This window comes from Kitasatospora sp. NPDC051164 (genome assembly GCF_044455625.1).
GTDB lineage: Bacteria > Actinomycetota > Actinomycetes > Streptomycetales > Streptomycetaceae > Kitasatospora.
In genome coordinates this window covers 95,836-122,811 of record NZ_JBITFB010000020.1, presented here as the reverse complement: position 1 = coordinate 122,811, position 26,976 = coordinate 95,836, and the positions used below count along the sequence as shown (strand labels likewise).

27 protein-coding genes are annotated in these 26,976 nt (G+C 74.1%); 15 read left to right on the top strand and 12 right to left on the bottom strand.

What is annotated here, in order from left to right; genetic code table 11:
- Positions 1-520 precede the first annotated feature (520 nt).
- The 4 genes from ACIBEC_RS28370 (at position 521) to ACIBEC_RS28355 (ending at position 4,321) form a co-directional block, all read left to right on the top strand.
- Entirely contained in the window at positions 521-1,435 is a 915-nt protein-coding gene (locus ACIBEC_RS28370) for a hypothetical protein (RefSeq protein WP_360497562.1), read from the top strand.
- 71 nt (positions 1,436-1,506) lie between these two features.
- Complete coding sequence (locus tag ACIBEC_RS28365; protein WP_360497559.1) at positions 1,507-2,370, top strand: hypothetical protein; 864 nt, start codon at positions 1,507-1,509, stop codon at positions 2,368-2,370.
- Positions 2,367-3,233 (top strand): hypothetical protein, encoded by an 867-nt coding sequence (locus ACIBEC_RS28360; protein ID WP_360497556.1) that lies wholly within the window; start codon positions 2,367-2,369, stop codon positions 3,231-3,233. Before ACIBEC_RS28365 ends, ACIBEC_RS28360 begins: the two co-directional genes overlap by 4 nt.
- Positions 3,230-4,321: a hypothetical protein gene (locus ACIBEC_RS28355; protein WP_360497553.1), complete on the top strand. Its 1,092-nt coding sequence runs from the start codon at positions 3,230-3,232 to the stop codon at positions 4,319-4,321. The genes ACIBEC_RS28360 and ACIBEC_RS28355 overlap by 4 nt, the downstream gene beginning before the upstream one ends.
- Positions 4,322-4,436: 115 nt before the next feature.
- On the opposite strand, the gene ACIBEC_RS28350 is transcribed toward ACIBEC_RS28355, so the two are convergent.
- The 4 genes from ACIBEC_RS28350 to ACIBEC_RS28335 form a co-directional block, all read right to left on the bottom strand.
- Positions 4,437-5,078, bottom strand: coding sequence for a hypothetical protein (locus ACIBEC_RS28350; RefSeq protein ID WP_360497550.1), 642 nt, complete (start codon positions 5,076-5,078; stop codon positions 4,437-4,439).
- A gap of 103 nt (positions 5,079-5,181) precedes the next feature.
- Positions 5,182-5,604, bottom strand: a complete 423-nt coding sequence (locus tag ACIBEC_RS28345) for a carboxymuconolactone decarboxylase family protein (protein ID WP_360497547.1) — start codon at positions 5,602-5,604, stop codon at positions 5,182-5,184.
- Positions 5,605-5,766: 162 nt separating this feature from the next.
- The gene (locus ACIBEC_RS28340; RefSeq protein ID WP_360497544.1) at positions 5,767-6,870 is read right to left on the bottom strand and encodes an NADH:flavin oxidoreductase/NADH oxidase; all 1,104 of its coding nucleotides are present in this window, start codon (positions 6,868-6,870) and stop codon (positions 5,767-5,769) included.
- A 182-nt stretch (positions 6,871-7,052) separates the two neighbouring features.
- Positions 7,053-9,842 carry an AAA family ATPase gene (locus tag ACIBEC_RS28335; RefSeq protein WP_360497541.1) on the bottom strand — a complete coding sequence of 930 codons (2,790 nt, stop codon included), beginning with the start codon at positions 9,840-9,842 and terminating at the stop codon, positions 7,053-7,055.
- Between the two features lie 186 nt (positions 9,843-10,028).
- Between ACIBEC_RS28335 and ACIBEC_RS28330 the strand changes: the two genes are divergently transcribed.
- Entirely contained in the window at positions 10,029-10,964 is a 936-nt protein-coding gene (locus ACIBEC_RS28330) for a hypothetical protein (protein ID WP_360497538.1), read from the top strand.
- Positions 10,965-11,042: 78 nt separating this feature from the next.
- Here the strand turns inward: ACIBEC_RS28330 and ACIBEC_RS28325 are convergent, their stop codons facing one another.
- From ACIBEC_RS28325 to ACIBEC_RS28315, 3 genes are all read right to left on the bottom strand, one after another.
- The gene (locus ACIBEC_RS28325) at positions 11,043-12,428 is read right to left on the bottom strand and encodes an MFS transporter (RefSeq protein WP_360497535.1); all 1,386 of its coding nucleotides are present in this window, start codon (positions 12,426-12,428) and stop codon (positions 11,043-11,045) included.
- Positions 12,429-12,781: 353 nt separating this feature from the next.
- Positions 12,782-13,387, bottom strand: a complete 606-nt coding sequence (locus tag ACIBEC_RS28320) for a TetR family transcriptional regulator C-terminal domain-containing protein (RefSeq protein WP_360497532.1) — start codon at positions 13,385-13,387, stop codon at positions 12,782-12,784.
- Between the two features lie 51 nt (positions 13,388-13,438).
- Entirely contained in the window at positions 13,439-14,401 is a 963-nt protein-coding gene (locus tag ACIBEC_RS28315; RefSeq protein WP_360497529.1) for a quinone oxidoreductase, read from the bottom strand.
- A gap of 185 nt (positions 14,402-14,586) precedes the next feature.
- Here ACIBEC_RS28315 and ACIBEC_RS28310 point away from each other — a divergent pair, with 185 nt between their 5' ends.
- The gene (locus ACIBEC_RS28310; RefSeq protein ID WP_396289183.1) at positions 14,587-15,369 is read left to right on the top strand and encodes an alpha/beta fold hydrolase; all 783 of its coding nucleotides are present in this window, start codon (positions 14,587-14,589) and stop codon (positions 15,367-15,369) included.
- A 22-nt stretch (positions 15,370-15,391) separates the two neighbouring features.
- On the opposite strand, the gene ACIBEC_RS28305 is transcribed toward ACIBEC_RS28310, so the two are convergent.
- Positions 15,392-15,898 (bottom strand): NUDIX hydrolase, encoded by a 507-nt coding sequence (locus ACIBEC_RS28305; protein ID WP_360497523.1) that lies wholly within the window; start codon positions 15,896-15,898, stop codon positions 15,392-15,394.
- On the bottom strand, positions 15,895-16,191 hold the full coding sequence (locus ACIBEC_RS28300) for a hypothetical protein (protein WP_360497520.1): 297 nt from the start codon (positions 16,189-16,191) through the stop codon (positions 15,895-15,897). Before ACIBEC_RS28300 ends, ACIBEC_RS28305 begins: the two co-directional genes overlap by 4 nt.
- Before the next feature lie 126 nt (positions 16,192-16,317).
- Here ACIBEC_RS28300 and ACIBEC_RS28295 point away from each other — a divergent pair, with 126 nt between their 5' ends.
- The 3 genes from ACIBEC_RS28295 to ACIBEC_RS28285 are packed head-to-tail and all read left to right on the top strand — an operon-like array spanning position 16,318 to position 17,493.
- Positions 16,318-17,151, top strand: a complete 834-nt coding sequence (locus ACIBEC_RS28295) for a helix-turn-helix transcriptional regulator (RefSeq protein ID WP_360497517.1) — start codon at positions 16,318-16,320, stop codon at positions 17,149-17,151.
- Entirely contained in the window at positions 17,132-17,347 is a 216-nt protein-coding gene (locus ACIBEC_RS28290) for a DUF397 domain-containing protein (protein ID WP_360497514.1), read from the top strand. Before ACIBEC_RS28295 ends, ACIBEC_RS28290 begins: the two co-directional genes overlap by 20 nt.
- Positions 17,348-17,358: 11 nt before the next feature.
- Entirely contained in the window at positions 17,359-17,493 is a 135-nt protein-coding gene (locus tag ACIBEC_RS28285) for a DUF397 domain-containing protein (RefSeq protein WP_360497511.1), read from the top strand.
- A 73-nt stretch (positions 17,494-17,566) separates the two neighbouring features.
- On the opposite strand, the gene ACIBEC_RS28280 is transcribed toward ACIBEC_RS28285, so the two are convergent.
- Positions 17,567-18,289 (bottom strand): heparin lyase I family protein, encoded by a 723-nt coding sequence (locus ACIBEC_RS28280; protein WP_360497508.1) that lies wholly within the window; start codon positions 18,287-18,289, stop codon positions 17,567-17,569.
- A gap of 137 nt (positions 18,290-18,426) precedes the next feature.
- Positions 18,427-19,821, bottom strand: coding sequence for a solute carrier family 23 protein (locus ACIBEC_RS28275; RefSeq protein WP_360497505.1), 1,395 nt, complete (start codon positions 19,819-19,821; stop codon positions 18,427-18,429).
- 367 nt (positions 19,822-20,188) lie between these two features.
- On the opposite strand from ACIBEC_RS28275, the gene ACIBEC_RS28270 reads away from it, so the two are divergent.
- The 6 genes from ACIBEC_RS28270 to ACIBEC_RS28245 all read left to right on the top strand — a co-directional run bounded on the left by ACIBEC_RS28270 (position 20,189) and on the right by ACIBEC_RS28245 (position 26,438).
- The gene (locus tag ACIBEC_RS28270; RefSeq protein ID WP_360497502.1) at positions 20,189-23,089 is read left to right on the top strand and encodes a BTAD domain-containing putative transcriptional regulator; all 2,901 of its coding nucleotides are present in this window, start codon (positions 20,189-20,191) and stop codon (positions 23,087-23,089) included.
- Positions 23,090-23,265: 176 nt separating this feature from the next.
- Positions 23,266-23,796, top strand: coding sequence for a hypothetical protein (locus tag ACIBEC_RS28265; RefSeq protein WP_360497499.1), 531 nt, complete (start codon positions 23,266-23,268; stop codon positions 23,794-23,796).
- A complete protein-coding gene (locus tag ACIBEC_RS28260) occupies positions 23,796-24,098 on the top strand; it encodes a hypothetical protein (protein ID WP_360497496.1) in 303 nt (100 codons plus the stop codon). Before ACIBEC_RS28265 ends, ACIBEC_RS28260 begins: the two co-directional genes overlap by 1 nt.
- 170 nt (positions 24,099-24,268) lie before the next feature.
- A complete protein-coding gene (locus tag ACIBEC_RS28255) occupies positions 24,269-25,171 on the top strand; it encodes an RNA polymerase sigma factor SigF (protein ID WP_360497493.1) in 903 nt (300 codons plus the stop codon).
- 128 nt (positions 25,172-25,299) lie between these two features.
- Positions 25,300-25,692 (top strand): STAS domain-containing protein, encoded by a 393-nt coding sequence (locus tag ACIBEC_RS28250; protein WP_360497490.1) that lies wholly within the window; start codon positions 25,300-25,302, stop codon positions 25,690-25,692.
- A 287-nt stretch (positions 25,693-25,979) separates the two neighbouring features.
- Positions 25,980-26,438 carry an ATP-binding protein gene (locus ACIBEC_RS28245; protein ID WP_360497487.1) on the top strand — a complete coding sequence of 153 codons (459 nt, stop codon included), beginning with the start codon at positions 25,980-25,982 and terminating at the stop codon, positions 26,436-26,438.
- A 74-nt stretch (positions 26,439-26,512) separates the two neighbouring features.
- On the opposite strand, the gene ACIBEC_RS28240 is transcribed toward ACIBEC_RS28245, so the two are convergent.
- The gene (locus ACIBEC_RS28240) at positions 26,513-26,881 is read right to left on the bottom strand and encodes a PRC-barrel domain-containing protein (protein ID WP_360497484.1); all 369 of its coding nucleotides are present in this window, start codon (positions 26,879-26,881) and stop codon (positions 26,513-26,515) included.
- Positions 26,882-26,976 lie beyond the last annotated feature (95 nt).

The following is a 26,976-nucleotide window of genomic DNA, read 5'->3' as shown; positions in this document are numbered from 1 at the left end:
ATCCTCTCGTCGGTGCTCGTGCGTAGGGTGCGACCGCACCATGGGCTTCGCCTGAAGCAGGCCAGCCAGGCCGGCCGGCCAGGCGAGGCGGACCCGGGGCGGACGACCGCCATGACGCGACGCCCGCACCCGGGCCCGGTGACCGCCCGCGACCGCCGCCAGCGCCGTCGCCGTCCTTCCCCTCGTCGTCCGTCCTTCCCGCCTCGTCCGGCCTGCCCGTCGATCGTCCTCCCGCCGGGGCCCGACCACACCCCCGGGCCGGGTTCCGTGCCGAGCGGGGACGCGGCCGCGACATCGTCACGGGGTCCCGGGCGGCGCACCGTTGCGGTTAGATCACGACGTGTCCGGTTCATCAAACAATGGGCGAGAGTGCGGTGATTGATTTTGTTGGCAGTGCTGTCAGCGGACTCTCATAATTCCTGCTGACACGCGTGACGCACGGCCCGGAGAACCCGCTGGGAGTGATTCCCACGAGGGGCCCCGCGCGTGGGAATCCGCATTCTTTCCCTGGGGGAGTCCCTTGCCCGAGCCCGAGAACGAGAGCGCCGCCGCCGAACCTCCGGCACCGGCCCAGCCGCCCGCGCCTGTTCCTGCGCCTGTTCCTGCGCCTGTTCCTGTTCCCGCGCCTGCGCAGGCTCCCGCTACGGTCGAGGACCCGGCCACGCAGCCGCAGCCGTCCGCGCGCCGCCTGCCGCGCGCCGTCGGCGTCGCGCTGGCCACCGCCGGCCTGCTCGCCGTCACGGCGGCCAGCGCCGCGGTGACCGTCGCCGTCGGCAAGCCCGACGCCCACCCGGCCGCCGCCGCACCCGCCGTCACCGCCGCCCCGAAGGCGAGCGCGAGCGCCACCGCGAGCGCCTCGCCCACCCCCGAGCCCGTCCCGGCGCCGACCGCCGTCCCGGCCGAGCCCGCCCCGGTCAGCACGGTCAAGGGCACGGTCAGCGGCAGCAAGCACGAGGGCGACCTGCGCTACTTCCTGCTCCCGATCCCCCCCGGCGGCGAGTCGTACGGGCCCGCGGACGGGATGACGATGACCGACGAGGACGTCGCCGACCTCTTCGGCAAGCAGGACGGCATCAAGGACATCCTCGCCTCCTACGGCTACAAGGAGGGCGCGACCCGGATGTACCGGACGGCCGACGGCAAGGCCGAGGTGACCGTCACCCTGCTGCACTTCGGCTCCGCCGCGATGGCGACCGACTTCGTCAAGGGCTACAAGATCAAGTCGCTGGACCCGGTCGACATCGACGGCCTCCCCGACGCCCGCGGCTACCTCAAGAAGCCCAAGCAGCAGGCGTACACCGGCTCGATGACCGGCATCGCCAGCCAGGGCGACGTCCAGTACACGATCGACGTCGATGTGAAGGGGACGCCGGACAAGGCGCTGCTGAGCGAGCTGATGAAGCGCCAGCGCGACTGGCTCGCCTCGGGCGGCTGAGCCCCGCGCCCACGCGCGCCGCCGCACGCCCTCCGACGCCACCCCTTCCTTCCTCCTCTGGAGCCACTTCCGTGACCACCGAACCCGCGGAGCCGGTACCCGCGCCCGCCGCGCCCGCCGCGCCGCCCGCACCCGCCGTTCCACCGCCGCCCGCCACCGAGCCGCTTGCCGCCGAGCCGTACGCCACTGAGCCGCCCGCCGCCGACCCGTTCGCCGCCGAGCCGGGCGACCTGCTGGAGGCCGGCCCCGAGCGCGCCCCCCGCGCCCCGCGCCGCCCCCGCCCGGTACTGCTGGCCGCCTGCGCCCTGGTGCTGGGCACCCTGGCCGGCGGCGGCGTCGGCTACGCCGTGCAGGCCCAGCGCCCGCCCACGCCGCTGCCGCCGCTGCAGGCCACGCGCCCGTCCTACCCGGCCGAGGTGGTCGACCCGGCTGCCCTCGCCGCCGAGCAGCCCGCGCCGCCGGCCATCGACGGCGACCTGACCAAGCTGCTGATCACCGCCCCCGAGGGCAGCACCCCCTGGAGCGAGAACCCGGACAAGCCCAGCTGGATCTCGATCGGCGAGGTCGCCGAGCAGAGCGGCAACGCGGCCTTCGCGTTCCGGGACCTCGCCTCGCGCGGCTTCCGGCGCGCGGCCGAGGTGGACTGGAAGAAGGACGACACCCTCTACCGCGTCTCGCTGATCCAGTTCGCGCCGGACCACGCCGACGAGGCGAAGTCCGCCAGTTGGCCGTCGTTCGCCGACGGCGCCAACGGCGGCTACAAGGTGGAGTCCGAGCCCCGGCACTGGGCCGAGAGCACCGAGCAGTACTACTACGGCCAGGCCGTCGCCAAGCGCGGCTCGTTGCAGATGACGATCGAGGTCTTCGGCACCCAGCAGGTGAACGCCGACCTCCTCAAGGACCTCGCCAAGCGACAGTGGGAGCGGCTGGCATGAACGACGACACCGTGACCGCGAACCCGGCCGCGCCCGCACCCGAGCCGACGCCCGCACCCGCACCCGAGCCGACGCCCACGCCTGACCAGGTGCCCGCCGACGCGCAGGCCCCCGCCGCGCCCAACCCCGCCTCCCGCCGCCTGCTGCGCGCGGGCGCCGCGACGGCCGCCGCCGCGCTGGTCGGCGTGGTCATCGGCATCGGCATCATCAAGACCCAGTACGACGACCCGGCCCCGGCCACCGCCGCCGCCCCGTCCACCGGGCCCACCCCGACCGCGACCGCGACTCCGTACGGCGCCAAGTCCAACGGCAGCCACTTCGGCGCGCTGCGCGACCTGCTGCTGCCCGTCCCGGCCGGCTATGAACTCGGCCCCGACGACGGCGTCTACGGCAACGACACCGAGCTGAACGGCGAGCAGCTGGCCGCCCAGCTGGACGCCGAACTCCAGCAGGTCCCCAAGGAGAAGCGCGACAAGCTCCGCTCCTACTGGGACGGCCTGCACATCAAGGCCACCGGCGTGCGCTCCTACCTCTCCGGCGGGGACGACCTGGTGATCGGCCTGAAGCTGCGCCAGTTCAACCAGCAGGAAGTGCAGCGGATCAACGAGTACACCGCGGTCTTCACCGGCGACACCGGCCTCTTCCGGATCGGCCCGGCGATCCCGGGCCACCCCGAGGCGCACTGCTACCTGATGCCGGCGCCGCCGTCCGCGCCGATCGACTACCTGGAGTGCTCGGCCGCCGAGGGCGACCTGCTGGTCGTCATGAACGCCGAGGGCGTGGCACCGCTGCCCAAGGACAAGATCGTCGCCCTCTTCACCCTGCAGCTCGACCGCCTCGCCCGCCCGGGAGCGTCCGCATGACCGACCACGCCACCCCGCCGCAGCCCGCGTCGGACCCGCTCCCGCCGCCGCCCGCCCCGCCCGCCCCGCCCGCGCCGCCCGTGGCCCCGGAGGCACCGACGGCCCCGCCCGCGCCGCCCGTGACCCCGGAGGCACCCACGGCCCCGCCCGTGCCGCCGCTGCCCGAAACCGCCATCGGTGCCGTCGAGTTCACCGCGCCCGCCCTGACCCCCGAGGCCCTCGCGGAGCAGGAGGCCCGCCGGGCCCGGCGCCGCAAGGCCGCGGTGCGCTGGAGCTGCGCCGCCCTGGTGTTCGCCCTCGCCGGCACCGGCACCGCCCTGGCCGTCACCGCCCCCGAACGCACCGACATCCCGGGCCTGGCCACCGCGAGCGACGGCCGCTACACCTTCCCGCCGCTGACCCTGCCGCCCCTGCCCTCGGGCAAGGCCGCGCCGGACGCCAAGGGCAAGTCCCTCCACTACGCGGACCTGCGCTACCTGCTGCTGCCCGCCCCCAAGGAGGCCGGCGGCTCCGTGACCGCGCCGACCTTCCCGGCCCCCACGGCGAGCCCCACCGCCTCGGGATCCCCGACGGCGTCGCCGACCACGCCGCCGGCCGCGTCCCCGACGGCAGCCCCAACCCCCGCCCAGGCCGCCGCAGCCGCCGCGGCCTGGGTGCCCTGCGACGCGATCCTCACCGAGCAGCAGGACCCGGCCAAGCTGCGCGAACTGCTCCTGCAGAACGCCTGCCGTGCGGCCACCGTCCGGGAGTGGACGGCCTCCGACGGCACCCGCACCCAGATCCGGCTGCTGCGCTTCGGTTCCACCGGCGAGTCCTGGGACACCTACACCTCGCTGCGCTCCAAGGGCCGTTCCAAGGCCGCCCCCGACACGAAGTCCACCGCCCACACGGACTGGGACACCGTCGACGGCGTGGAGCTGACCACCCTGGAGTCCACCGCGAGCGCCCCCAAGGGCAACCCCACCGCCCGCGTCGCCTACCTCTGCGCCTCCGACATCCTGGCCGTCGTCACCATGACCAGTCCCAACGGCGTGCCCACCGCCCCGTTCCGCCAGGTCGTCACCCTGCAGTCCGACATCCTGGCCTGAGCCCGGGCGTCCGAGCGCAGGAAGTCGGCCCGGCCGACTTCCTGCGCTCAACCACACGGCGGCGCCAGGCAGCGACGGACGGCGGCACGGCGCCGTCAGACGGCCCCGGACGCCGTCAGGCCTGCGCCGCGTCCCACGGCCGGCGGGTGCCCGCCGTGAAGCCCGCCCGCGCGGCGACCGCGAGGGCGGCGGCCGGCCGCAGGTCCTGCGGATCGGCCAAGCAGGCCAGGACCGGCGCCAGCTCGCCGACGGTCAGGCGCTGCGCGCGGGCGGCGTCCAGCAGTTCCGTCAGCCGCCGGCCGAAGCCGGCGACGTACGCCGACTCTTCCGCCTCCCCCTGCGGGACCCGCTCCCGGACCCGGTCGGCCAGGTGGTCCTCGACGTTCTCCACCGCGCCGGTCAGGCGTGCGCCGGGGTCCGTCTCGCCGGGTGCGCTGCGCCAGTTCCCGCCGTCCGGCTCCCACCAGAAGCAGAACCCGGCCCGGTCGGCCGGCGCGGGCACCCAGTCCGGCGCGCCCGCCAGCAGCTGCGCCTCGTCGCGCTCGGTGCTGAAGTCCACGTCGAAGCCGCTGATCACCGCCCGGCCGCCCGGCAGCCAGGCCAGCTGCCAGCCGTTGCTGCTCCCGTCGTCGTGGGTCAGCACGCCGCCCGGCTCCACCCAGTACCCCAGCTGCTGCCCGATGCCCTCCTGGAGGACGGCCGTCACCCCGCCCAACAGCCAGGACTCGGTGGGCGACGGCGGCAGGTAGTCGGGCACGGCGGGGCTCCTCGTTGGTCCGGATCCGGATACGTCTTGCCGGACGCCCGCCCGCCCCGGAAGGTTCCGGGCCCCTGGCAGGCGCCGCCGCCGGGCGGGCCCGTCAGGCGCCGGCGACCGGCAGCAGGCCACGCTCGCCGAACACCTTCCTGGCGACGAAGGTGGCGTTCAGCGCCTTGGGGAAGCCGCAGTAGCCGGCGGAGTGCAGCAGCGCCTCGACGATCTCCTCGGGGGTGAGCCCCACGTTGAGGGAGGCGTTGATGTGGACCTCCAGCTGCGGCTCGCACCCGCCGAGCGCGGTGAGCATCCCCAGCGTGACCAACTGGCGGTCGCGCGGGGCGAGCTGGGGGCGGCTGTAGATCTCCCCGAATCCCCAGGCGACGATCTGGTGCCCGAGTTCGGGGCTGATGTCGTCCAGCGACTGCACGACCCGGCGCCCGACCTCGCCGTCGATGCGCTCGAGCACCTCCATCCCGTGCTCGAAGCGCTCCCGGCGGACCTCTGCGTCGTTCGCGGCCGTGCTCATCGCGGCACTCCTCTCCCGGCCGCCCCTACCGGCGGCCCTCGTCCCGATCCCGACCGGTCCCGCCCGCCGAGGTCGGCGGGCGGGACCCACGGCAGAACCGTAGGACTTGGAGTGCACTCCAACTCAAGCCCGACACTCCCGGGCCGCCGGCGTCAGGGACGGTCAGGAGCGGTGGTACTGGACGGGGGAGGGGACCTCGCCGCCGAGTTCGGCGGCGGCGCGGCGGGCCCAGTACGGGTCGCGCAGCAGTTCGCGGCCGAGCAGGACGGCGTCGGCGCGGCCTTCGGCGACGATGGCCTGGGCCTGGGCGGGGTCGGTGATCAGGCCGACGGCGGCCACGGGCAGGCCGGCCTCGGTGCGCACGGCCTCGGCGAAGGGCACCTGGAAGCCGGGCGCGGCCTCGATCCGGGCGTCGGGGACGAGGCCGCCGGTGGAGACGTCCAGCAGGTCCACGCCGTGCGCCTGCAGTTCCTTGGCGAGGCGGACGGTGTCCTGGGAGGTCCAGCCCTCGCGGCCGTCCTGCGGGTTCTCGGTGAGCCAGTCCGTCGCGGAGACGCGGAAGAAGACCGGCAGTTCCTCGGGCCACACCGCGCGCACCGCGTCGACGACCTCCAGCGCGAAGCGGATGCGGCCCTCGAAGGAGCCGCCGTAGCCGTCGGTGCGGCGGTTGGTGTGGGGGGAGAGGAACTCGTGGATCAGGTAGCCGTGGGCGCCGTGGATCTCGGCGACCTGGAAGCCGGCGTCCAGCGCGCGCCGGGCGGCGTCGGCGAACCGGCGCACGATCGCGCCGATCTGCTCCTCGGTCAGCTCCTGCGGTGTGGTGTGGGCGGGGGAGAAGGGCGCGGCGCTGGGGCCGACCGGTACCCAGCCGTGCTCCTCGTCGGCGGCGACGGGGCGCCCGCGGTCGACCCAGGTCCGCTCGGTGGACGCCTTGCGCCCGGCGTGGGCGAGCTGGATCGCGGCGACGGTGCCCTGGGACTTCAGGAAGGCGGTGATCCGCCGGAAGGCCGCGGCCTGCTCGTCGTTCCAGATCCCGAGGTCGTACGGGCTGATGCGGCCCTCGGGGCTGACGGCGGTGGCCTCCGTGATGATCAGCCCGGTGCCGCCGGCGGCGCGCGCCGCGAGGTGGGTGAAGTGCCAGTCCGTCGGGACGCCGGCCGTGTCCCCGCCCGGCACGGCGCTGTACTGGCACATCGCCGGCATCCAGATCCGGTTGGGGACGGTCAGCGCCCGCAGGGTGTACGGGGTGAAGAGGGTGGTGCTCATGTCGGACTCCCGGTGGGGTCGGCGGCGCCAGGACGCAGGGGCGCACCCGCAACTGATTGCAGCTGCAACTTATGACTCCAAAGATAGTTGCGCGCGCAGGCACCTGCAAGGGTCTCCATCCCCCTGGCCCCCGCCGCCCAGCCCCGCCGCCCTGACCCCGCCGTCCTGGCCCCCGCCCCGCCTCAGCCCGCGCCGCCCGCGCCCAGCAGATCGCGGGCCCGGGCGGCCAGGCCGTCGGCGTCGCACCGGGTGGCCAGCTCCAGCCCCCGGGTGAGCGCCGTGCGGGCGTCCGCCGCGGTGCCCAGCGCCTCGCCCAGGTCGACCAGGGCGAGCGCGTGCTCGTAGCGGGCGGGCGAGCGCTCCAGCCGGCCGACCGCCTCCGCCAGCAGCCCGGCCCTGCGGGGCCGCTCGTGCACCGCGGCGCACAGCCGCAGCGCGCTGCCGACGGCCGAGTCCGTGCCGGACTCCCGGGCCCGGCGCACCGCCTCCTCGGCGAGGTCGCGGGCCCGGTCCGGCTGCTCGGCGGCCACCGCGCGCGCCAGGTGGCCCAGCCACGGCGCCCACACCGTGTTGCGCCACCCGCGCGCGTCCAGGGCCGCCCCGGCGGCGGCCAGCGTCGCGGCCGCGCCCGCCGCGTCGCCCCGGGCCAGCAGCAGGCGCCCGTACAGCGTCGGGGCGTCGGGCAGCACCATCACCGTCGGGTACGGCGGGCCGAAGGCGTGCTCGTGCGCGAGCTCCAGGGCCTCCGCCACCCGGCCGCGCGCGGCCAGGGTCTCGGCCAGCGCCCCGACCGCGTCCCAGTGCAGCGGGATGCCCGGGCCGATCCGCTCGGCGATGCGCAGGGCCCGGCGCAGGTAGTCCTCCGCCGCGGCGAGGGCGCCGCAGCGGAAGCGGAGCATGCCGGTCAGCAGGTAGGCGAAGCCGAGGTGGCCGCCGCTCCACCCGGCGACCTCGTAGGCGCGCACCGCCTCGCCGAACAGCTCCTCCGCCCGGTCGACCCGGTCGGCGTACAGGAAGCTGATGCCCAGGATCCCGGGCAGCTCGAAGCCCCAGGTGGTGTTGGTCCAGCCGAGGCTGTGGGGCAGCCGGCCGCCCGGCAGCGCGGACTCGCCCAGGGCGATCGCCTCCGCGCTGTCGACGCCGCGCAGCGTGAGGTCCCAGCAGCGCAGCACGGCCACCGCGTGGGCCAGACCGTCGCGTTCGAACACGCCCTCGCCCGGGGCCGCCGCCGCGTCCGCGGCGGCGCCTTCACCGCCGCCGCCGAAGCCGGGGTCGGGGTCGGCGTCGGTGAAGGCCAGGCCGACCGTGCCCAGCATCCGGTCGAACTCCGCGAGCCGCCGCGAGCGGCCCGGGCCGTCCGCGTCCTCGGACTGGAACGCGGCGAACATGAAGTGGGCGACCTCCAGGCGCAGCCGCCCCGGCCCGGGCCCGATGCGCGCCGCCTCCTCGGCGCACAGCGCGGCGGCCTCGCCGAGCCGGTTGCTGTGGGCGAGGGCCTGGGCGAGCCGGAAGGTCGCGTCCACCCGCAGCTCGGGGTCCAGCCCGTACGGGTCGGCGAGCGCCAGGCGCAGCTGGTTGACGGTGGTCGCCGGGTCGGTGAGCAGCGCCGAGCAGCCGAGTTCGTAGAGCACCGAGGCCCGGTCCAAGTCGGCGGGCGGCTCGCTGATGGCGCGGCGCAGGCAGCGCTGCGCGGCTTCGGGCGCGCCGATGGCCAGGTGTTCGCGGGCCGCCCGGCGCAGCTTGTCGACGATCTCGCCGTCGCCTTCGGGCAGGATCTCCAGCAGGTGGCGGGAGGCGGCCAGCAGGCCGAGGCCGGCGTTCTCGAGTTCGACGGCGGCGACCCCGTGCATCCCGGTCCGGGTGGAGGGCGACATCGACTGGTAGACCGAGGTGGCGACCAGCGGGTGGACGAACTCCAGCCGGCCCGCCGCGGTGCCGGTCAGCACCCGGTGGTGGCGCAGCTCGCGCACGGACTGGGCGGCGGTCTCCGGGCCCTGGGCGCAGATGGCCGCGGCGAGGTCGGAGCGGATGTCGGTGTCCAGCACGGACGCCGCCCAGGCGAAGCGCAGCGCGGTGGGGCCGAGCCGCTCCAGCCAGTGCCGCAGCGTCATCCCTCGGGCGGTTGCGGCGAGTTCGCGCAGCTGCCCGGTGCTCTCCTCGACCGGGTCGAGCCGCTGGTCGGCCACCTCGCGCAGCAGGGTGGCGGTCTCGTACGGGTTCCCGCCGGTGACGGCCCAGACGTGGCGGCAGAAGGCGTCCTCGGCCGCCGCGCCCAGGGCGGCCCGGACCAGGTGCGCGACCGAGGCGGGCTGGAGCGGGCGCAGTTCGTGCCGGCGGTCGGCCCGGTCGGCGAGGCTGCGTTGCAGCGCCAGGGCGTCGTCGGGGAACTCGTCGCGGCAGGCGAGTACCAGCAGGGCCGGCAGCTCCCGGGCGCGGACCGCGAAGCCCGCCAGCCAGCCGAGCGACTCCGGGTCGGCCCAGTGCAGGTCGTCGACGATCACGGCCACCGGGGAGCGCAGCTGCACGAGGCGGGTGAGGACGAAGTCCAGCCCGTCCCGCACCCCTTGGGGATCGAGCTGCCCGCGCGGCGGCAGCAGCCCGGCCGCCGGGCCGACGACGTCCTCCCACGGCCCGAAGACCTGCGCCCGCTCCTCCTCGGACAGGGCCGCCAGCACCGGGCGCACCAGCTGGCGCACCACGTGGAACGGCTCGTGGCACTGGCGCTGCCCGCCCCGGGCGAACAGCACCGTGCAGCCCGCGCGCCGCGCCGCCCGCCGCACCTCGGTCAGCATCGCGGTCTTGCCCAGCCCGGCCGCGCCGGTGTAGAGCAGCAGCTCCCCGACCCCGGTGCCGGCGGGCCGGGTGAGCGCCTCGATCGCCCGTGCCGCCGACCGGAGTTCGGCCTCGCGCTCGTGAAGCGGTCCGTCGCCGCCCTGCCCGTTGTCGCCGCCCCCGGCCTTCCCCTCGGCCACCCGCCGCCTCCACCTCGCCCCGCCGGGGCCCTCGTCACCGTTGTTGCAGAGGGCCCGAGGCTACTGCCGGAGAGTCGGCTCCGGCACAGGCTTGACAAAGCCGCCCGCACCGAAAACCCGTTGGCCGCCGCCCGTACGGGCCGTGATAATCGCCGGTCGGCAGGTGCGAAGGGGGAACGGGCGGGCGTGGAGGTCTTCGAGTGCAGGGGGTGCGGTACGGCGCTGACCGTGCCGCTGTCGCGGGTCGCGTTCCCCGTCTACGCCGGCTTCACCTACGGCAACGGCGTGGCCATGCCGGTCCTCATGGAAGCGGGCACCTACGGCGTCGACGAGGACCCCGCCGGCGAGCCCCGGTCGATCGTGATCGCCCCCGGCGACGCCCACGGCACCGCCGTGGTCCAGCGGCGTGAACTCGGCGCCTGCTGCGGCATCGACGGCCGCTACGGCCCGAACACCACCTGCGCCGGCTGCGGCCGCAAGGTCGCCACCAGGGTCGACGACTGCTCGCTGTGGCAGGCCACCTGGCTGGAACCGTCCGCGGTGCGCCCCGTCCCGGCGGGCCCCGACCGGCCGATCGCCGACTGGCACACCGTCACCGACCGGTGGTGCGCCGCCGACCTGTCGGACGGGAACGGCAGCCGGAGCATCCGCTGGGACGTGGAGGCCGCCGTGACGCTGGCCCACCTGGTCCACGCCGCCGACGGCGCGCCCCTCGCCCCCGCCGCCGGACCGCTCGCCCAGGCCTTCCGCCCGCTCCTCGCCCAACTCCCGCCCCCGCGGGCCGCTCCGGTTCGGCGCGCGGCCCTGGCCGGACCGGGCCTGCCGCAGACCGGCCTCCGCCCCGACATCGCCGTGGTCCCGCGCCACCCCCAGACCGGCGAGCCCTGGCCCACACCCCCGGGCACGGCCGCCGCGCCGCTGGCCGCCGGGTTCTGGGCCGCCCTCGCCTTCCGCGACGAACGCGAACTCGCGCCCGCCACCGGCGGCCTGCCCCCCGGCGTCGAACGCGACGACCCCCTCCCGCCCCACCCCCTGTACCCGGGCTACCTCGACCGGCGGGTCTTCCGCGCGGTCCTGAACCGCCTGAACGGCGTCGACGACACGGACGACGACTGGTGGTGACGAACGACGGCGGCGCCGCCCGGGAGAAACACCCCGGGCGGCGCCGCCGTCACTCCCGCGCAGGCCGTCAGCGCACCGTCAGCGCACCGGCTGCGGCACGCGCTGCGCCGGGACGCCCGGCGCCTCGGCCGTACGGGGCGCGGCCGGCGAGGCGCCCAGCGCGGTGCCGCGGGTCTCCTCCGCCCACAGCACGCACACCAGCAGGCCCAGCGCCGTCGTCCCGGCGGCGATGAGCATGGTCGGGCCGGTGCCGAGCCCGGTCAGGGACAGCGGCAGCAGGTAGGTGCCGACGGCCGCGCCGATCCGGCTCACCGAGGTGGCCACACCCACGGCGGTGGCCCGGATCTCGGTGGGGAACAGCTCGTTGGGGTAGGTCCAGTCGAGCACGTTGGGCCCGCCGCACAGGAACGCGTACGCGCACAGCGCCAGCAGGGCGACCGCGGCGGGGGCGGTGGGCCACACGCCCAGCAGGGCCAGCGGGACGGTCATCAGCGCGAAGGACCAGATGATGACGGGGCGCCGGCCGCGGCTGTCGATCAGGCGCAGCGCCGGGTAGCAGCCGAGCAGGAAGACCAGGCTGATCAGCCCGGTGCCGAGGGTCTCCATGACGGTGCCGCCCGGCAGGCCGAAGGAGGAGAGGATCTGCGGGCCGAAGGTGAGCATCGCGAACAGCGGGCCGACCTGGCAGAGGAAGAACAGGCCGCAGAACAGGGTGCGGCGCCGGTAGGGCTGGGTCATCAGCAGGCGCAGCCCGGCGGGCCGGCCGTGTTCGGCCGGGTCGGGCATCAGCTCGCGGCCGTCGACCCGGACCCCGAGGTGCTTCTCGACCACGCGCACCGCGTCGCCGACCCGCCCGTTCGCGGCGAGCCAGCGCGGCGACTCCGGGGAACCGCGGCGGATCACCAGGAAGACCACGCACAGCACCGTGGAGCTCGCCAGCATCCACCGCCAGCTGCCCGGCCCGGCCAGCTCCAGGAACAGGTAGCCCACCACGTAGGCGAGTACGGAGCCGGCGTACCAGGCGACGATCTGCTGACCGAGCAGCCGCCCGCGCTGCTTGGCGGGCAGCCACTCGGCGAGCAGCGAGGTCGCGATGGGGTAGTCGGCGGCCACGGCCATGCCGAGCACGAAGCGCAGCACGGCGATCGCCCATACCTGGTCGACCCAGAAGGAGAGCACCGAGCAGGCGACCATCACGAGCAGGTCGGCGGTGTACATCACCTCCCGGCCGATCTTGTCGGTCAGCACGCCGAAGAGCGCGCCGCCGACGAACATGCCGACCAGGGCGGCGGCGCCGATCAGGCTGACCTCGGCGGTGGACAGCCCGAGCTCGGGACGCATCCCGATCAGGGCGACGCCGACGATGCTCAGGATGTAGCCGTCCAGCAGCGGCCCGCCCGAGCAGGCCAGGGCCAGTCTGCGGTGGAAGGCGGTATACGGGGCGTTGTCGATGGTCTGGGACATGTGCTTGGGGTCCTCCGGAGCGTACGGAGGCGGGCGGGCCCGCTCACCGTGCGCCGGGTAGACGGCAGGTGGACGACGCCGCCCACCTCGGACGGCGCCACCGCCCGATCACACCGGGCGACCGTCCACGGTTGCCCGGGTTCGCACCGGTCACCACGAGGTCGAAGGTCAAACGGATTGATGACCTTGGTCCCGAAGCGGACGGGCCCTTCGGCCGTGTCGATTCACGGCTTGCCCAGTCCTGCCGGGGCCTGTTGCACGGTGGCCGCCCGAAAGCGCACGCAGCGTGACCCTTCTCACCCCGAAGGCCCGAACCGGCCCTTTGGGTGTGGCCCGCCCCACAGCGCCGGGCGTCAGCCGTCCGCGCCCGGCCGGTCCGCGCGCAGCCGGGCGAGGCCCACGTCCAGGGCGGCCTCCAACTGCGTGATCGAGCCGGTGGTCATCAGGATCAGCACCCCGCCCTGCACCCCGGCCAGCAGCGCCGCGGCCTCCCGGTCGGCGTCCAGCGCGGGGGTGACCTCGCCGGCGGACTGCAGGTGGCGGATGCCCGCGGCGAGCTGCTCCTGCCACTGCGCCAGCAGCTCGCCGGCCACCGCCCGGGCCGCGCCGGTGGCCGAGCCCACCTCGGACAGGGCCACGTGCAGCGGGCAGTCCGAGCCCTGCGCCCGGTAGCGGGCGACGACCTTGTCCCGCCACCGCTGCCAGGCGTCCCAGGAGGTCAGGGAGCCCAGCTCGGGCTGCTGGTCGTCGAGCACCCGGGCCGCCTCGTGGCGGGCCACGGCCAGCAGCAGTTCGTCCTTGCCGCCGGGGAAGTAGTGGAACAGCTGGCTCTTGCTGGTCGCGGTGCGGGCCATGACGTCCTCCAGCCGCAGCGCGAAGACGCCCTCGTCGCGGATCTGCCCGGCGGCGCCCTCGACGATGCGCTGCCTGGTCGCGGCGCCCTTGCGGGTCAGCTGCACGTTTCCCTCCCGGTGCCGGTCGTCAGGTCCGATCGTGGCGTACCCGCCCGGTCAGGGCAGGAGCATCAGTTTGCCGGTGGTGCGGCGGGACTCGAGGTCCGCGTGGGCGCGGGCGGCCTCGGCGAGCGGGTAGCGGCCGGTGATCCGCGGGGTCAGGCGCCCGTCCAGGAGCAGGTCGAACAGCTCGCCGGCGCGCCGGGTCAGGGCCTCGTGGGTGGGGACGTGGTGGTGGACCACCGGGTAGGTCAGCAGGATGCTGTTGGGCAGGTCGGTGGGCCGCAGCGTCGGCACGCCCATGAAGGGGCCGTAGTACGCGTGCACCCCGTGCGGGCGCAGGGCCAGCTGCGAGGAGGCGAAGGTGTCGGCGCCGCCGCCGTCGTAGACCACGTCGGCCCCGCGGCCGCCGGTCAGCTCCCGCACCGGCCCCTCGAAGCCGGCGCCCGAGTGGACCAGCACGTGGTCGGCCCCGGCCTGCCGGGCGACGTCCGCCTTCTCCGGGCGGGAGACCAGGCCGATCACGTTCCCGCCGCGGGCCTTGACCAGCTGGGTGAGCAGCAGCCCGACCCCGCCGGCCGCCGCGTGCACCACGGCCGTGTCACCCGGGCCGACGGGGTAGGTCTCGGTGCTCAGGTGACTGGCGGTCAGGCCCTGCATCAGCACGCCGCCCGCGATCTCGTCCGGCACCCCGTCAGGTACCTTGACCAGCGAGTGCGCCGGGACGGCCAGCAACTCGGCGTAGCTGCCCGGGTGGTAGAACCAGGCGACCCGGTCGCCGACGGCCAGGCCGTGCACCCCCGCGCCGAGGGCGACGACGTACCCCATGCCCTCGGCGCCCAGGACGGCGGGGGCCGCCCAGCCGCCCCCGCCCTGCGCGCGGGCACCGACGTCCATGAAGTTCACTCCGGCCGCGCCCAGGCGCACCAGCGCCTCGCCGGGGCCGGGCACCGGGTCCGGCAGCTCGGTCCAGCGCATGACCTCGGGGCCGCCGTGTTCCTCGATCCGGATCGCGTGCATGGGGTGACCGCCTTCCTGTGCGGGCTCGTTCGGGAGGGAACGAACAGCACGGTAGGCAGCCGAAAATGGACCCACAAGTCCAGAAACCGCGCGGTGGCGGCGCGTTGGGCGCCGCCAGGGCCCGAGCGGGGTCGGGGTACCCTGACCGCCGACACGGGAACGAGGGGGCCGATGTGGCGCACGTGATGACACCGGACGGCGTCCGGATCGCCTACCAGCTGCAGGGCCAGGGGGCGCCGCTGGTCCTGCTGGCAGGCCAGGCCAACAACCACCACTGGTGGGACGCCGTCCGCGCCGACTTCCACCCCGCCCGCAGCACCCTCACGCTCGACTACCGCGGCACCGGCGACAGCGACAAGCCCGACACCCCCTACAGCACCGAGCTGTTCGCCCGGGACGTCATCGCCGTCCTCGACGAACTGGGCATCGACCGGGCCGACGTCTACGGCACCTCCATGGGCGGACGGGTGGCCCAGCACCTCGCGGCCCGCCACCCACACCGGGTCGGCGCCCTGGTCCTCGGCTGTACCTCACCCGGCGGCCCGCACGGCGTCGAACGCGGCAACGACGTCCGCCGAGCCCTGGCGCAACCCGACCCCGGCGCCTCCCGGCAGGCCTTGCTGGAGCTGATGTACACCCCCGGATGGCTCGACTCCCATCCCGGCCCGCACCACACCCTCGGCGACCCCGGCATGCCCGCCCACGCCCGGCGCCACCACCTCACGGCCAGCAACCGGCACGACGCCTGGGACCTCCTGCCGCAGATCGGCGCACCCACCCTGGTCATCCACGGAAGCGACGACCTGCTCAACCCCTCCGCCAACGCACCCCTGCTCGCCGACCGCATCCCCGGCGCCCGGCTGCACCTGATCCCCGGCGCCCGGCACGCCTACTTCGAGGAGTTCCGCGCACACGCCGGACCCCTCGTCCTGGACTTCCTCACCACCGCCCCGCGCAGGCCGGCGTAGCAGGGCCGTCCCGGTCAGCCGGTCAGCCGACCGGGACCGGGACGCCCCGGACGAGGAGCGGGAGACCGGCGCCGTGCTCCCAGGCGTCCCAGGCGTCCTCGACGCGGCGGTACTGGTCATCGGTCATGACCCGGTGCAGCTTGTGCTGGGGCACCCAGTGCAGGGCGCGGACGTCCTCCGGCGGCCGGTGCGGGCGGACCGCTGCGGCCTGCCGGGAGGTCACCACCCCGCCCGCGTACACGAAGTCGAGGCCTTCGCAGAGTTCGCCGGCGGGGGAGTAGTCGACCGAGAGGATCGTCCGCAGCGGCAGGACGAGCCCGGTCTGCGTTTCGAGGTGACGCCGGGCGGCGAGGTGGGGGAGCTCGTTCTGCTCGGCGCTGCCACCGGGCATGACCAGCCCGTCATCGTGGACGGAATCGACCAGGAGCACGAAGAAGTCGCCCGACCCTCCAGGGTCCTCGCGCAGAACGAAGACCTGCTGCCCCGACCGCCGGCCGGGAGGCCTGCTGTGGAAGAGGGACTTGCTCAACTCTGCTCCCGGCGTGAGGAATTGCTGTCGGACGGCAACGGCCACCCGTCGAACGGCCTACGGCGCGACTTCCCGCAGGTCCCCGGCGCGAACTCCCGGGGGTCGAGCGACCGGATGGAGGAGAGGTCGACCCGTCGCTCCGGCCCGGTGGACCCCAGCGGCCGAAGCACCGCCTTCCCGAACGCCACCTCGACGAAGACGCCCTCGCACGGCTTACCGCTTTCGAGGCTGCTGAAGTCCCGCACCACCTCATGGAGTTGGAACCAGGTATCGGGTCTCTGCATATCGGGCATGGGGGTCTCCGTAGGTTGCGCTGCGTTTCCGGTGAATCACCAGGTGTAGCCATGGTGGCGCTCCACCCCCTACGATCGGAAGCGTTTGAACTCTCTAGTTGACCTGACTTTAAATTGAGAGTGATCATGAACCGTCGTACGCTTGATCCGACGTCATCACCGCTGGCAGCGCTCGTCGTTCATCTCCGCACGTCACGAGATGCTAAGGGTCTGACCCAGGCTGAACTGGGCAAGCTGGTCGGGTACTCGAACGTCTACATCTCGAACGTGGAGACGGGGAAACAGGCCCCGAGCTTAAACTTCGTCAAGCTCTGCGAAGTCGCCTTGGAGACCAATGGCTCGCTTGAACTCCTTTGGTGGAGCTGGAAGAACGGATCGTTGATTCCGGGTTTCCCTGAGTTCGCGGCCAAAGAGCGGGAAGCCCTGGCCATCCGGCTCTTCGAGTTGGACATGGTGCCTGGCATACTCCAGCACTCGGAGTACAGCGCTGCTTATGAGTCGGCACCCGTTCGACGTGGCGAAGCTACACAGGAGCAGGCGGACGAACGCCTCAGGCTTCTGTCCGTGCGACAACAGCTCCTCGATCGAACGTCGGTGATCCACGTCGTTCTCGACGAATCAGCCCTACGGCGTCCGATCGGCGGACCGACTGTCATGGCGCGCCAGCTGCAGCTCTTGGAGCACCTGGCCTCGCGGCCCAACCTCGTCGTTCAAGTCGCCCCCTACACGCTGGCTGAGGAGCGGCCCTTCTCGCATTCGGTCACGCTGCTCACCCTGCCGAACCGGAGCATGGTGGGGTATACCGAAACGCTGCAACGGGGCTTCTTGGAGCAGGACACCGGGGTCGTATCAAGGTGGGCCGGAAAGTACGATCGACTCCAGGTGAATGCCCTGAATCAACCGGACAGCCTGGTCGTGATCCGGGAGGCACGGAAGGACTATGAACGCCATGCAACTTGACCTGACCGGCGCCGGGTGGCGGAAGAGCACGTACAGCAACGGGCAGGGCGGCTGCGTTGAAGTTGCAGATGGCTACCTGGGTGTCATGCCGGTTCGTGACTCGAAGGACCCGGAAGGGCCCGCCCTGATCTTCCCCTTCGCGGCCTGGGAGTCGTTTGTCGCTGCTGTCCGAACTGGTGAGTTCGGCGCCGTCTGAGAGGGAGCGTCATGGCTGATCGTGTGGACCTGGCCGATGCCCAGTGGTTCAAGTCCTCGTACAGCAACAACGGGGGCACCTGCGTCGAGGTGGCTCCCGGCTTCCCTGGCGTCCGCAGCGGCGAGCTCGGCGATATCGGAAGCTGACATGCCGCAGGCCCGGACCGCTCCCACATGCGGTCCGGGCCTGCGGACGTCTTTGCGTCCGTCCGTCCTTCTCTTACGAGCCGGCGGTGGCGGCGTCCAGCGTGGTGGCCATGATCGGGCTGGTGAAGGTGTTCGTCGCGTCGCCCGTGGACTCGTGGTACGAGCCCCACTTGAGGTAGTTGCGGTCGCCGTCCCAGGTGGTGCCCTTGAAGGTGCCCGACCCGGTGGTGAAGGTCTGCTTCTTGCCGTCGAACCAGAAGTCGATGGTGCCGTCAGTGCGCCCCAGGCGGATCTTCAGCGCGTAGGAGTGCCACTGGCCGTTCGCGGTCGGCGCGGTCCACAGCGTGTGCGACACGTGCTCGGTGTCCCACTCCTGCAGCCGGATGCGGCCGTTGGTCGCGTCGATCTCGATCGGGTGGTTGGCCGTATCGGTGCTCGGCGAGCACTTGAGCTGGAAGACGTACCGGCTGTTGTCGTCCTTGATGTCCACCTTGGACGACCAGCCGAGGTAGAAGGTGTCGCCGTTCTTCAGGTCGGGACCGACCGTCTCGCAGCGCTCTTCGCCGGCGGCCTGGTGGGCCCGCCACACCTTGCCCTTGGCGGCGTCGTCGACGACCTTGAAGTTGCCGGAGGCGCACTGCACGGAGGCGAAGGAGGACGCCCCCTTGCTGGTGTTCGGGGTCCAGAGGACCTGGCCCGCCGCGCTGCTGGGCGTCACCGAGACGCAGGAGATGGCGAGGGTGGCGGCGGCCACGCCTCCGTAGGAGAGCTTGCGGCGGCGGGACGGACGGGACATGGGTCTCCCCGGGGTCGAATGGGCGGACGTGGGCGTACGCAGCGATTCGACCATCCTCCGGGCCCTCTGACCAGGCGGAACAACCGGCGGAAGTAGTCGCGGGGGCCACTTCCGCCGGTCGGCTCCGGTACGAGCCGTCAGCGGTCGGTGTCGGCGTCGGCCTGCTCGTCGTACGAGGAGGTGCCCTCGTCCAGCAGCGGTTCCTGCGTCTTGAGGTGGGCGGGGGCCAGGGCCCGCAGCGCGTGGTAGCCGGTGATGACGACCAGGGTGCCCAGGGCGATGCCGCTGAGGCTGAAGGTGTCGGTGAACTTCAGGGTGACGTTGCCGATGCCGATGATGATGCCCGCCGCGGCCGGCACCAGGTTGAGCGGATTGCGCAGGTCCACGCCGGACTTGGTCCAGATCTGCGCGCCGAGCAGGCCGATCATGCCGTACAGGATGACGGTGATGCCGCCGAGCACCCCGCCGGGGATGGCGGCGACGACGGCGCCGAACTTGGGGCAGAGGCCGAAGAGCAGCGCGAAGCCGGCGGCCGCCCAGTAGGCGGCGGTCGAGTAGACCCGGGTCGCGGCCATGACGCCGATGTTCTCCGAATAGGTGGTGTTCGGCGGGCCGCCGACGGCGGTGGAGAGCATGGAGGCGACGCCGTCCGCGGAGATCGCGGTGCCCAGCTTGTCGTCGAGGTTCGAGCCGGTCATCTCGCCGACGGCCTTGACGTGTCCGGCGTTCTCGGCGACCAGCGCGATCACCACGGGCAGTGCGACGAGGATCGCGGACCACTGGAAGGAGGGCCCGTGGAAGGTGGGCAGGCCGACCCAGTCGGCCTTGCCGACGCCGGACAGGTCCAGGCGCCAGTGGTCGGTCATGTGGCCGCCCGCGTCCACCGAGTGGATCTTGCCGAAGACGCGGTCGAAGACCCAGGAGATCCCGTACCCGAAGACCAGTCCCAGGAAGATCGCCACCCGCGACCAGAAGCCGCGCAGGCCGACCACGGCCAGCCCGGTGAAGAGCATCACCAGCAGCGCCGTCCACTGGTCCTGTGGCCAGTACGTGGACGCCGTCACCGGGGCCAGGTTGAAGCCGATCAGCATGACGACCGCGCCGGTGACGATCGGCGGCATCGCCGCGTGGATGATCCGCGCCCCGAACCGCTGGACGGCGACGCCCACCAGGAACAGCGCCACGCCCACGACGAACACTGCGCCGGTCACCGTCGCGCTGGTGCCGCCCTGGGCCCGGATCACCGCGGCGACGCCCACGAAGGACAGCGAGCAGCCCAGGTAGCTGGGCACCCGGCCGCGGGTGGACAGCAGGAAGATGACGGTCGCCACGCCGGACATCATGATCGCGAGGTTCGGGTCGAGCCCCATCAGGACGGGCGCCACGAAGCTCGCTCCGAACATCGCCACCACGTGCTGGGCGCCGAGCCCTGCCGTGCGGGGCCAGGAGAGCCGTTCGTCGGGGCGGACGACCGCCCCCGGCGCGGGTGTGCGCCCGTCGCCGTGCAGCTTCCAGCGGACGCCGAGATCCATGATGGGGTTTCGCTTTCTGTACTTCCGAAGATCCGTCCGCACCATTCTGGTGGCCGCCGCGGGTTGCGCCGAATCCCCCCTCGTCTCAGCCCCGCGTTCCAGGGGCCCGGCATCCGCCCTGGTCAGAGCCTGCCCGGGCGTTCCGCCGTCCCGAACTGCCGGTGATCCCTGGCGGCCGGGACGGATCACCGCGCAAGCTCTCACCCGAGGCCGCGGACCCCGTCACGCACCGGCAACGGCCCTGCGCCCAGGGGCCCGTGACGCCCAGTCGTCATTCTGCGGTCATCTGGGTGTCACCCGGGCGACACCCTGTGATCAGCGGATCGCCTACTGTCATATGCTTGTCACATTGAATGGGGAGCGGGTTTTGGATTTCCGATTGCTGGGCTCGGTGGCCGCGGTGGCCGCGGACGGCCGGGAGCTGCCGGTCGGGTCCGCCAAGCGCCGCAGCCTGCTGGCCATGCTGCTGCTGAACCCCGGCGCGCCGGTCGCCGTGGACCGGCTCACCGAGACGCTGTGGGACGAGGAACCGCCCCGGCACTCGCGCACCGTCATCCACAACCACGTCTCGGGCCTGCGCGCGCTGCTCGCCGCGCACGACGCGCCCGCCGGCGGCGTCGAGCTGGTCACCGACGGCGGCGCCTACCTGCTGCGGGTGCCCGACCTCGCGGTGGACACCGCCCGCTTCGAACACCTCCTGCGCTCCGCCCGCTCGACACCCGACACCGCCGAGACGGTCGCGGCGCTCCGGGAGGCGCTCGCGCTGTGGCGCGGCCCCGCACTGGCCGGCACCGCGCCCAGCGTCCCGCTGCAGTGTGCCGCGCACGCCCTGGAGGAGCTGCGGCTCGCGGCCGTGGAGGAGCTGGCGCGCGCCCACGGCCGGCTCGGCGACCACGGCGCGGCGGCGGGCGTGCTGTCCACCGAGGCCACCATGAACCCGCTGCGCGAGTCGCTGGTCGCGGCGCTCATCCTGGCGCTCGGCCGGGCCGGGCGGCGCTCGGAGGCGCTGGACTGGTTCCACCGCACCCGCCGGGCGCTGGCCGAGGAACTGGGCATCGACCCCGGTCCCGAACTCGTCGAGGCCTACGACTCCCTGCTGCGCACGGACGCCGCCTCCCTGCGGCCCGACCGGGTCCCGCCCCCGCGGGTGGCCACCGTCGGCGGCCTGGCCTCCGTCCCCGACCCGGTCCCCGCACACGCCCCCGCCCCTGCCGCACCGGCCGCGGCGCCCGTCCCCGCCCCCATGCCCACCCCGGCCGCCGGAGCCGCCACCGCCCCGGCCGACGCCGCGCGCCCGCCGCGCGCCACACCCTGGCCCTTCCCCCGCCGCCCGCGCGGCTTCTCCGGCCGGGAGGACGAACTGGCCGCGCTCGACCGGGCCACCACCGGCCCCGGCGCGATCGCCGTCGTCACCGGCGGCGCCGGGATCGGCAAGACCACCCTCGCCCTGTACTGGGCCCACCGCCGCCAGGACGACTTCCCCGACGGCCGGCTGTTCGTCGACCTCTGCGGCCACAGCCCGCTGCCCGAACGCTCCACCCCCGCCGTCCTGCGCGAACTGCTGCTCGGCCTGGGCCTGCCCGCCGAGCAGATGCCCGCGACCCCCGAGGCCATGGCCGCCCGCTACCGGGAGCTGACCGCCGACCGCCGGATGCTCATCGTCCTGGACAACGCCCGCCGCTCCGACCAGGTCCGCCCGCTGCTGCCCGACGGCGAGGACTGCGTCACCCTGGTCACCAGCCGCGACCGGCTCGGCGGCCTGGTCGCCTCCGACGCCGCCCGCCCCGTCCCGCTCGCCGAACTGTCGTCCCCGCAGGCCGTCACCCTGCTCGCCGCCACCCTCGGCGCCGACCTGGTCGCCGCCGAACCCGAAGCCGCCGCCCGGCTGGCCGGCCTGTGCGACGGCCTGCCGCTCGCGCTGCGCCTGGCCGCCGCCCGCGTCGCCACCGGCCCGGCCCGCGACCTCGCCGTCCTCGCCGACGAACTGGCCGACGAACAGGGCCGGCTGGGCATCCTCGACATCGAGGACACCAGCGTCGCCGCCGCCCTCGCCCTCACCGTCCAGCACCTGTCCGATCCCGCCCGCCGGATGTTCCACCGCCTCGGCGCGCACACCGGCACCACCCTCGACAGCCGTACGGCCGCCGCGCTCGCCGACTGCCGCCCCGGCGAGGCCTCCGGCGCGCTCGGCCAGCTCGCCACCGCCCACCTCATCGTCGAGATCGGCCGGGACGCCTACACCCTGCACGACCTCGTCCGCCTCTACGCCCGCAGCCTGCCCGGCGAGGTCGACGACGAGGTGCTGCCGCGTCTGCTCGACCACCTGCTGAACACCCTGCTCGTCGCCTGCGACGCCGCCGAACCCGGCAGTGAGCCCTGCTGCACCCCGCCGGCCGGCAGCCGGCGCCCCGCCGACGTGCGCCCGTTCCCGGACCGGGAGAGCGCACTCGCCTGGTACGCCGCCGAGCGCGACACCCTGCGCGGCGCGGTCGAGGCGGCGGTCGCGGCCGGACTGCACGACCGGGCCTGGCGCCTGGTCCTGCTGCAGTGGCCGCTGATCGTGTGGCAGGTCCGGGACGGCTGGGTGCCGCTGCTCGAACACGGCCTGGCCGCCGCCGAGGCCGACCACGACCCGGCCGCCCAGTCCCGCGCCCGCGCCCTGCTCGGGTGGGTCCTGCTGGAGGAGGGGCGCCACGAGCAGGCCCTCGTCCACCTGGAACGCGCCCCCGACCTCGCCGCCCAGGCCGGCGACGGCACCGCGCAGGCCGTCGCCCTGATGAACCTGGCCGTCGCCCTCGGCCGCTACGGCAGGAACGCGCGGGTGCGCGGCCTGCTGGTCCGCGCCCTCTCGCTGTCCGAGCGGGCCGCCCGCGCCGACCTGGTCGCCCTCGCCCGCCAGCACCTCGCCCAGGAATGCCTGACCGCCGGCACCCCCGAGGAGGCCGCCCACCACGCCGCCCGCGGCCTGGCCGTCGCCGAACCCCCCTTCCCCGCCGCCCGCCGGGTCCTGCTGCTGACCCTCTACGGCCGCGCCCTCGCCGCCACCGGCCACCCGGAGGAAGCCGCCCACCACCTCGACGCCGCCGTCCGCGAGGCCCGAGCCCACCGGTTCGGGGAGGGGGAGGCGGGCGCCCTGGCGGCCCTGCACGCCCTCCCGGCCACGGCGGCCACGGCCCTCGCGACGGTCACCGCGACGGTGCCGGCTCCCGCGACGGCCACCGCGACGGCGAGGGCCACCGCCGGGGCGCCCGGCCCGGGCGGCCGCTGACCACCGCGACGCCTACCGCCCGTACGGCGTGGGGCCGCCGGCCGTGTCCGCGGCGACGCCTACCGCCTGCGGCCCGCCCCCGCGCGCTGACCCGAGGCCGGTAAAACCCTCCGCCACCGGTAGAACCGTCCGCCACAGGGAAAGTGACGTCGCATCAGTGCCGGCGGGGCGGCACCGTGCCCGAACGGTTCGTCCTCGCCGCCCGCCCGACCGAGGGAAGCGCGATGACCGTGCCGCCGGAGTGGACCCGCCAGACCGAACTGCTGGAGCTCTACAAACTCGCCGTGGAGATGGCCGACCGCGTCTCGGCCCGCCGGGGCACCGCCAACACCTTCTTCCTGTCCGTGCAGACCGCCCTGGTCACCCTCATCGGCTTCGGCATACCCAGGCTCTCCGAGTCCCCGTGGTGGGTGCCCACCGCCGTCGCCCTGGCCGGCATCACCCTCTCCGTCGCCTGGTGGATGCAGCTGCGCAGCTACCGGGACCTCAACGCCGCCAAGTTCAAGATCATCAACGCCCTGGAGGAGCAACTCGCGACGCGGATCTACACCGACGAGTGGGACACCCTCAGGAACGCGACCCGCAGCGGCCGGTGGCGCAAGCACTACACCGAACTCGGTACCACCGAGCGGGCCGTGCCGGTCGTCTTCGCGGCGGCCCACCTGATCCTGCTCACCGGCACCCTGGTCACCGGCACACTGGCCTGATGAGCCACCTCGATCCCATCGCCGATCTCATCCGTGCCTGCCTGCCCTCGGAGGCGAGACCTCCCGCCGGCTCCGACGACCTCTTCCGCCTCTACGCCGTCCTGCTCCAGGCCAAGGGCGACCAGGTCACCGACGAGGACGTCCACAACGCCTGGACCGCCTGGACCCAGTCGACCGACGACACCCACCAGGCCCTGGTGCCCTTCGACGAACTCGACGCCCCCACCCGCGCCCTGGACACCCCCTACACGCTGGCCATCCGCACCGCCGCCCGCAAACTCCACCACCCCACGCCCCGCTGAGGACCGGGGCTCGCGGACGGGGCAGTGCCGCCGCCGCGGGCCCGGGCCGCCGGTCACGCCGGGCAGCCGCCGCCGGGTTTCACGAAACCTCCACCCCGGATGGCCGCATCGATCGGCCGTCACCGGGTAGCCGGGCGGTTCGACCGTGCCGACACGAGGAAGGGAATCCGATGGCCGTGCCCACTGGTGAACTGCCCGTTTCCGCCGAGCCGTCGACGGGTGAGCCGTCGGCCCTCGCGGCCGTGCCCGACGGGGGGCTGCGGGACCTGCTCCCACCGCAGCTCGCCGCGGCCGACGATCCGCGCGAGATCGCCCCGGCCGACGCACGGCAGCTCACCCGGGTGCTGCTGCGCCGGCTCGCCACCCTGGAGGAGGGGACGCGGGAGTACTCCTACGTCCGCGCCACCCTGGTGGAGATGAACCTGTCCCTGGTGCGGTTCGCGATCCGCCGCTTCACCGCGCACCGCGAGCCCCAGGAGGACCTGCTGCAGGTCGGCGCGGTCGGCCTGATCAAGGCCATCGACCGCTTCGACCCCAGCCTCGGCGTCGAGTTCACCACCTTCGCCATGCCGACCGTCCTCGGCGAGATCCGGCGCCACTTCCGCGACACCACCTGGGCCGTCCACGTGCCGCGCCGCCTCCAGGAGCTGCGCATCGTCCTGGCCCGGGCCCAGGAGAGCCTGGCACAGGAGCTGGACCGGGCCCCCACGGTCGCCGAACTCGCCCGCCACCTCGACCTCTCCGCGGAGGAGGTGGTCGAGGGCCTGACCGCCGCCAACGGGCACACCGCCGGCTCCCTGGACACCGGCACGGAGGACGACGAGGGCCCCGGCCCGCTGGGCGAGCGCCTCGGCGAGGACGACCCGGACCTCTCCCTCGTCGAGGACCTGGTGGCGCTCAAGCCGCTGGTCGCCGCCCTGCCCGAGCGCGAGCGCCTCATCCTCTCGATGCGCTTCTGCGAGGACCTGACGCAGTCCCAGATCGGCGCCCGCCTCGGGCTGTCCCAGATGCACGTCTCCCGGCTGCTCAGCCGCACCCTGCGGCAGCTGCGCGAGGGACTGGAGGACGCCTGACCGTGCGCCGCGGCGAACCCGCCCCGGGCGGGCAACCCGCCCGGGGCGGCACCGATCCACGACCCCCTGCTTGGCCGACGGGCGCGACCTCCGTATGGTCGAAGGGCACGGACAGGGAGGGGACGACGATGACGCCATCCGACAACCATAGGGAGATCGTGCTGGCGGCCTCCCCGCCCCGGCCTGAGCTGGCGGTGCGGACCCGTCACGAGGCCTGCGGCGCGGTGGTGTGCGTCCTGGTGGGCGACCTCGACATCGAGACGCTCGCACCGGCCGCCGACGCGCTCACCGCCCTGGTCGCGCAGCGTCCCCGCGCGGTGGTGATCGACCTCGCCGGCGTGGGCTTCTGCGACTCCTCCGGCCTGAACCTGCTGCTCAAGACGCGCCTCGCGGCGGGGGAGGAGCGGGTGGCCCTGTACCTGGCCGCCGTGTCACCCACCGTCCTGCGGGTCCTCGAACTGACCGGCGCACACGCCGTGTTCTCCCTCCACGAGTCGGTCGCAGCGGCCCTGGAGGCCTGAGCCGGGGCGGTCGGTCCTCCCGGCGCGGGCGGCGCACCGGGTGTGCCGTTCGCGCCACGGCCCGGGGCCGTGGCGGTGCATAATCCGGAAAGCACCGGGAATCCGACCATGCGAACCGCCGTCGATCCGAAAGGGTGCCCTCACAGCAATCCGTGTGACTACCTGACGGATGATCACATATCAACATGCTGTTCCGCCCTGGCGGCGAAACGGCTGTCCATGACCCGCTACGCGGGCGATCCATTTCCTTCCCTGGCTGAAGCCGGGAGTATCCACGGAGATATCAGATGAGCCGGGGAACCCTCGATGGTGATCCGCACCGGGCCGGGACCGCGCTGCCCGTCGGCGGCCAGCGCAGACGGCTGACCCTGGCCGGGCTCCCCAAGCCGGTCGCCCACGCCAGGACCTTCACCGCCGGCGCCTTGGCCGACTGGTACGCGTGCACCGGCGAGGGCGCCGCCGCGGACGTCCTCCTGCTGGTGGCGGAACTTGTGGCCAACGCCATGCTGCACGGAGGCGGCCCGCTGGAGCTGGTCCTGGACGCCACCGGGGCCCGGCTGCGGGTCGAGGTCAGCGACCGCAGCCCGGCCATGCCCGTCCCGTGTCTGCCCCACGTGCCGGCCCTGCCCGGCGGCCACGGCCTGGTCATCGTGCAGCGCATCGCCGACCGCTGGGGCGCCGAAGCGCACAGCCAGGGCAAGACGATCTGGGCCGAGTTCGACGCCCGGCGCCTGACCCGCGCCTGACCCGGCCGCCCCCCGCGCACGGCGGGCGGGCGGCCGGCGGTCAGCGGACGCGGGCGCGTTTCAGAGGACGCGCCTCAGAGGATGCGACCGCTGTAGAACGGGCCGTAGTAGAGCCCGTACCGGTCGCGGGCGTCGAGTTCCGCCTCGGCCGTCTCGTCGCCGAGGTCGGGGCTGTTACGGATCTCCGCCTTGGTCCGGTCGACGTACACCTTCTGCTCCCCGACCTCGATGCGGGCGACGGTGCCGGCCGGCAGGAGCACCCGCTTGCCGAAGATCCAGGGGCCGGTGTCGACCACCAGGTACTGGGCGCCCACCTCCTCGGACAGCTTGTCCACCTTGCCGATCGGGCCGTCCTCGGCCTCCACGTGGAACCCGATGAGGTCGGTGCCGGCGGTGTGGCCGCTGGCGCTGCGGAACTCCCAGATGTCGACGTTCCCACTCATCTCCCGTTCCCTTCCCTTCCGTGCCGTGGTGCGGGCCGTACGGGTGCCCGGCCCCGCGCGTACGCGCGATGACCGCGTGCCCCGCAGCGCCGCTT

Excerpts from the sequence above, each read along its gene's own strand:
- ACIBEC_RS28360 (WP_360497556.1), top strand. The coding sequence starts at position 2,367 with ATGAACGACGACACCGTGACCGCGAACCCGGCCGCGCCCGCACCCGAG.
- ACIBEC_RS28355 (WP_360497553.1), top strand. The coding sequence starts at position 3,230 with ATGACCGACCACGCCACCCCGCCGCAGCCCGCGTCGGACCCGCTCCCG.
- ACIBEC_RS28345 (WP_360497547.1), bottom strand. The coding sequence starts at position 5,604 with ATGAGCACGGCCGCGAACGACGCAGAGGTCCGCCGGGAGCGCTTCGAG.
- ACIBEC_RS28340 (WP_360497544.1), bottom strand. The coding sequence starts at position 6,870 with ATGAGCACCACCCTCTTCACCCCGTACACCCTGCGGGCGCTGACCGTC.
- ACIBEC_RS28325 (WP_360497535.1), bottom strand. The coding sequence starts at position 12,428 with ATGTCCCAGACCATCGACAACGCCCCGTATACCGCCTTCCACCGCAGA.
- ACIBEC_RS28315 (WP_360497529.1), bottom strand. The coding sequence starts at position 14,401 with ATGCACGCGATCCGGATCGAGGAACACGGCGGCCCCGAGGTCATGCGC.
- ACIBEC_RS28310 (WP_396289183.1), top strand. The coding sequence starts at position 14,587 with ATGACACCGGACGGCGTCCGGATCGCCTACCAGCTGCAGGGCCAGGGG.
- ACIBEC_RS28300 (WP_360497520.1), bottom strand. The coding sequence starts at position 16,191 with ATGCCCGATATGCAGAGACCCGATACCTGGTTCCAACTCCATGAGGTG.
- ACIBEC_RS28295 (WP_360497517.1), top strand. The coding sequence starts at position 16,318 with ATGAACCGTCGTACGCTTGATCCGACGTCATCACCGCTGGCAGCGCTC.
- ACIBEC_RS28290 (WP_360497514.1), top strand. The coding sequence starts at position 17,132 with ATGAACGCCATGCAACTTGACCTGACCGGCGCCGGGTGGCGGAAGAGC.
- ACIBEC_RS28285 (WP_360497511.1), top strand. The coding sequence starts at position 17,359 with ATGGCTGATCGTGTGGACCTGGCCGATGCCCAGTGGTTCAAGTCCTCG.
- ACIBEC_RS28280 (WP_360497508.1), bottom strand. The coding sequence starts at position 18,289 with ATGTCCCGTCCGTCCCGCCGCCGCAAGCTCTCCTACGGAGGCGTGGCC.
- ACIBEC_RS28275 (WP_360497505.1), bottom strand. The coding sequence starts at position 19,821 with ATGGATCTCGGCGTCCGCTGGAAGCTGCACGGCGACGGGCGCACACCC.
- ACIBEC_RS28260 (WP_360497496.1), top strand. The coding sequence starts at position 23,796 with ATGAGCCACCTCGATCCCATCGCCGATCTCATCCGTGCCTGCCTGCCC.
- ACIBEC_RS28255 (WP_360497493.1), top strand. The coding sequence starts at position 24,269 with ATGGCCGTGCCCACTGGTGAACTGCCCGTTTCCGCCGAGCCGTCGACG.
- ACIBEC_RS28250 (WP_360497490.1), top strand. The coding sequence starts at position 25,300 with ATGACGCCATCCGACAACCATAGGGAGATCGTGCTGGCGGCCTCCCCG.
- ACIBEC_RS28245 (WP_360497487.1), top strand. The coding sequence starts at position 25,980 with ATGAGCCGGGGAACCCTCGATGGTGATCCGCACCGGGCCGGGACCGCG.
- ACIBEC_RS28240 (WP_360497484.1), bottom strand. The coding sequence starts at position 26,881 with ATGAGTGGGAACGTCGACATCTGGGAGTTCCGCAGCGCCAGCGGCCAC.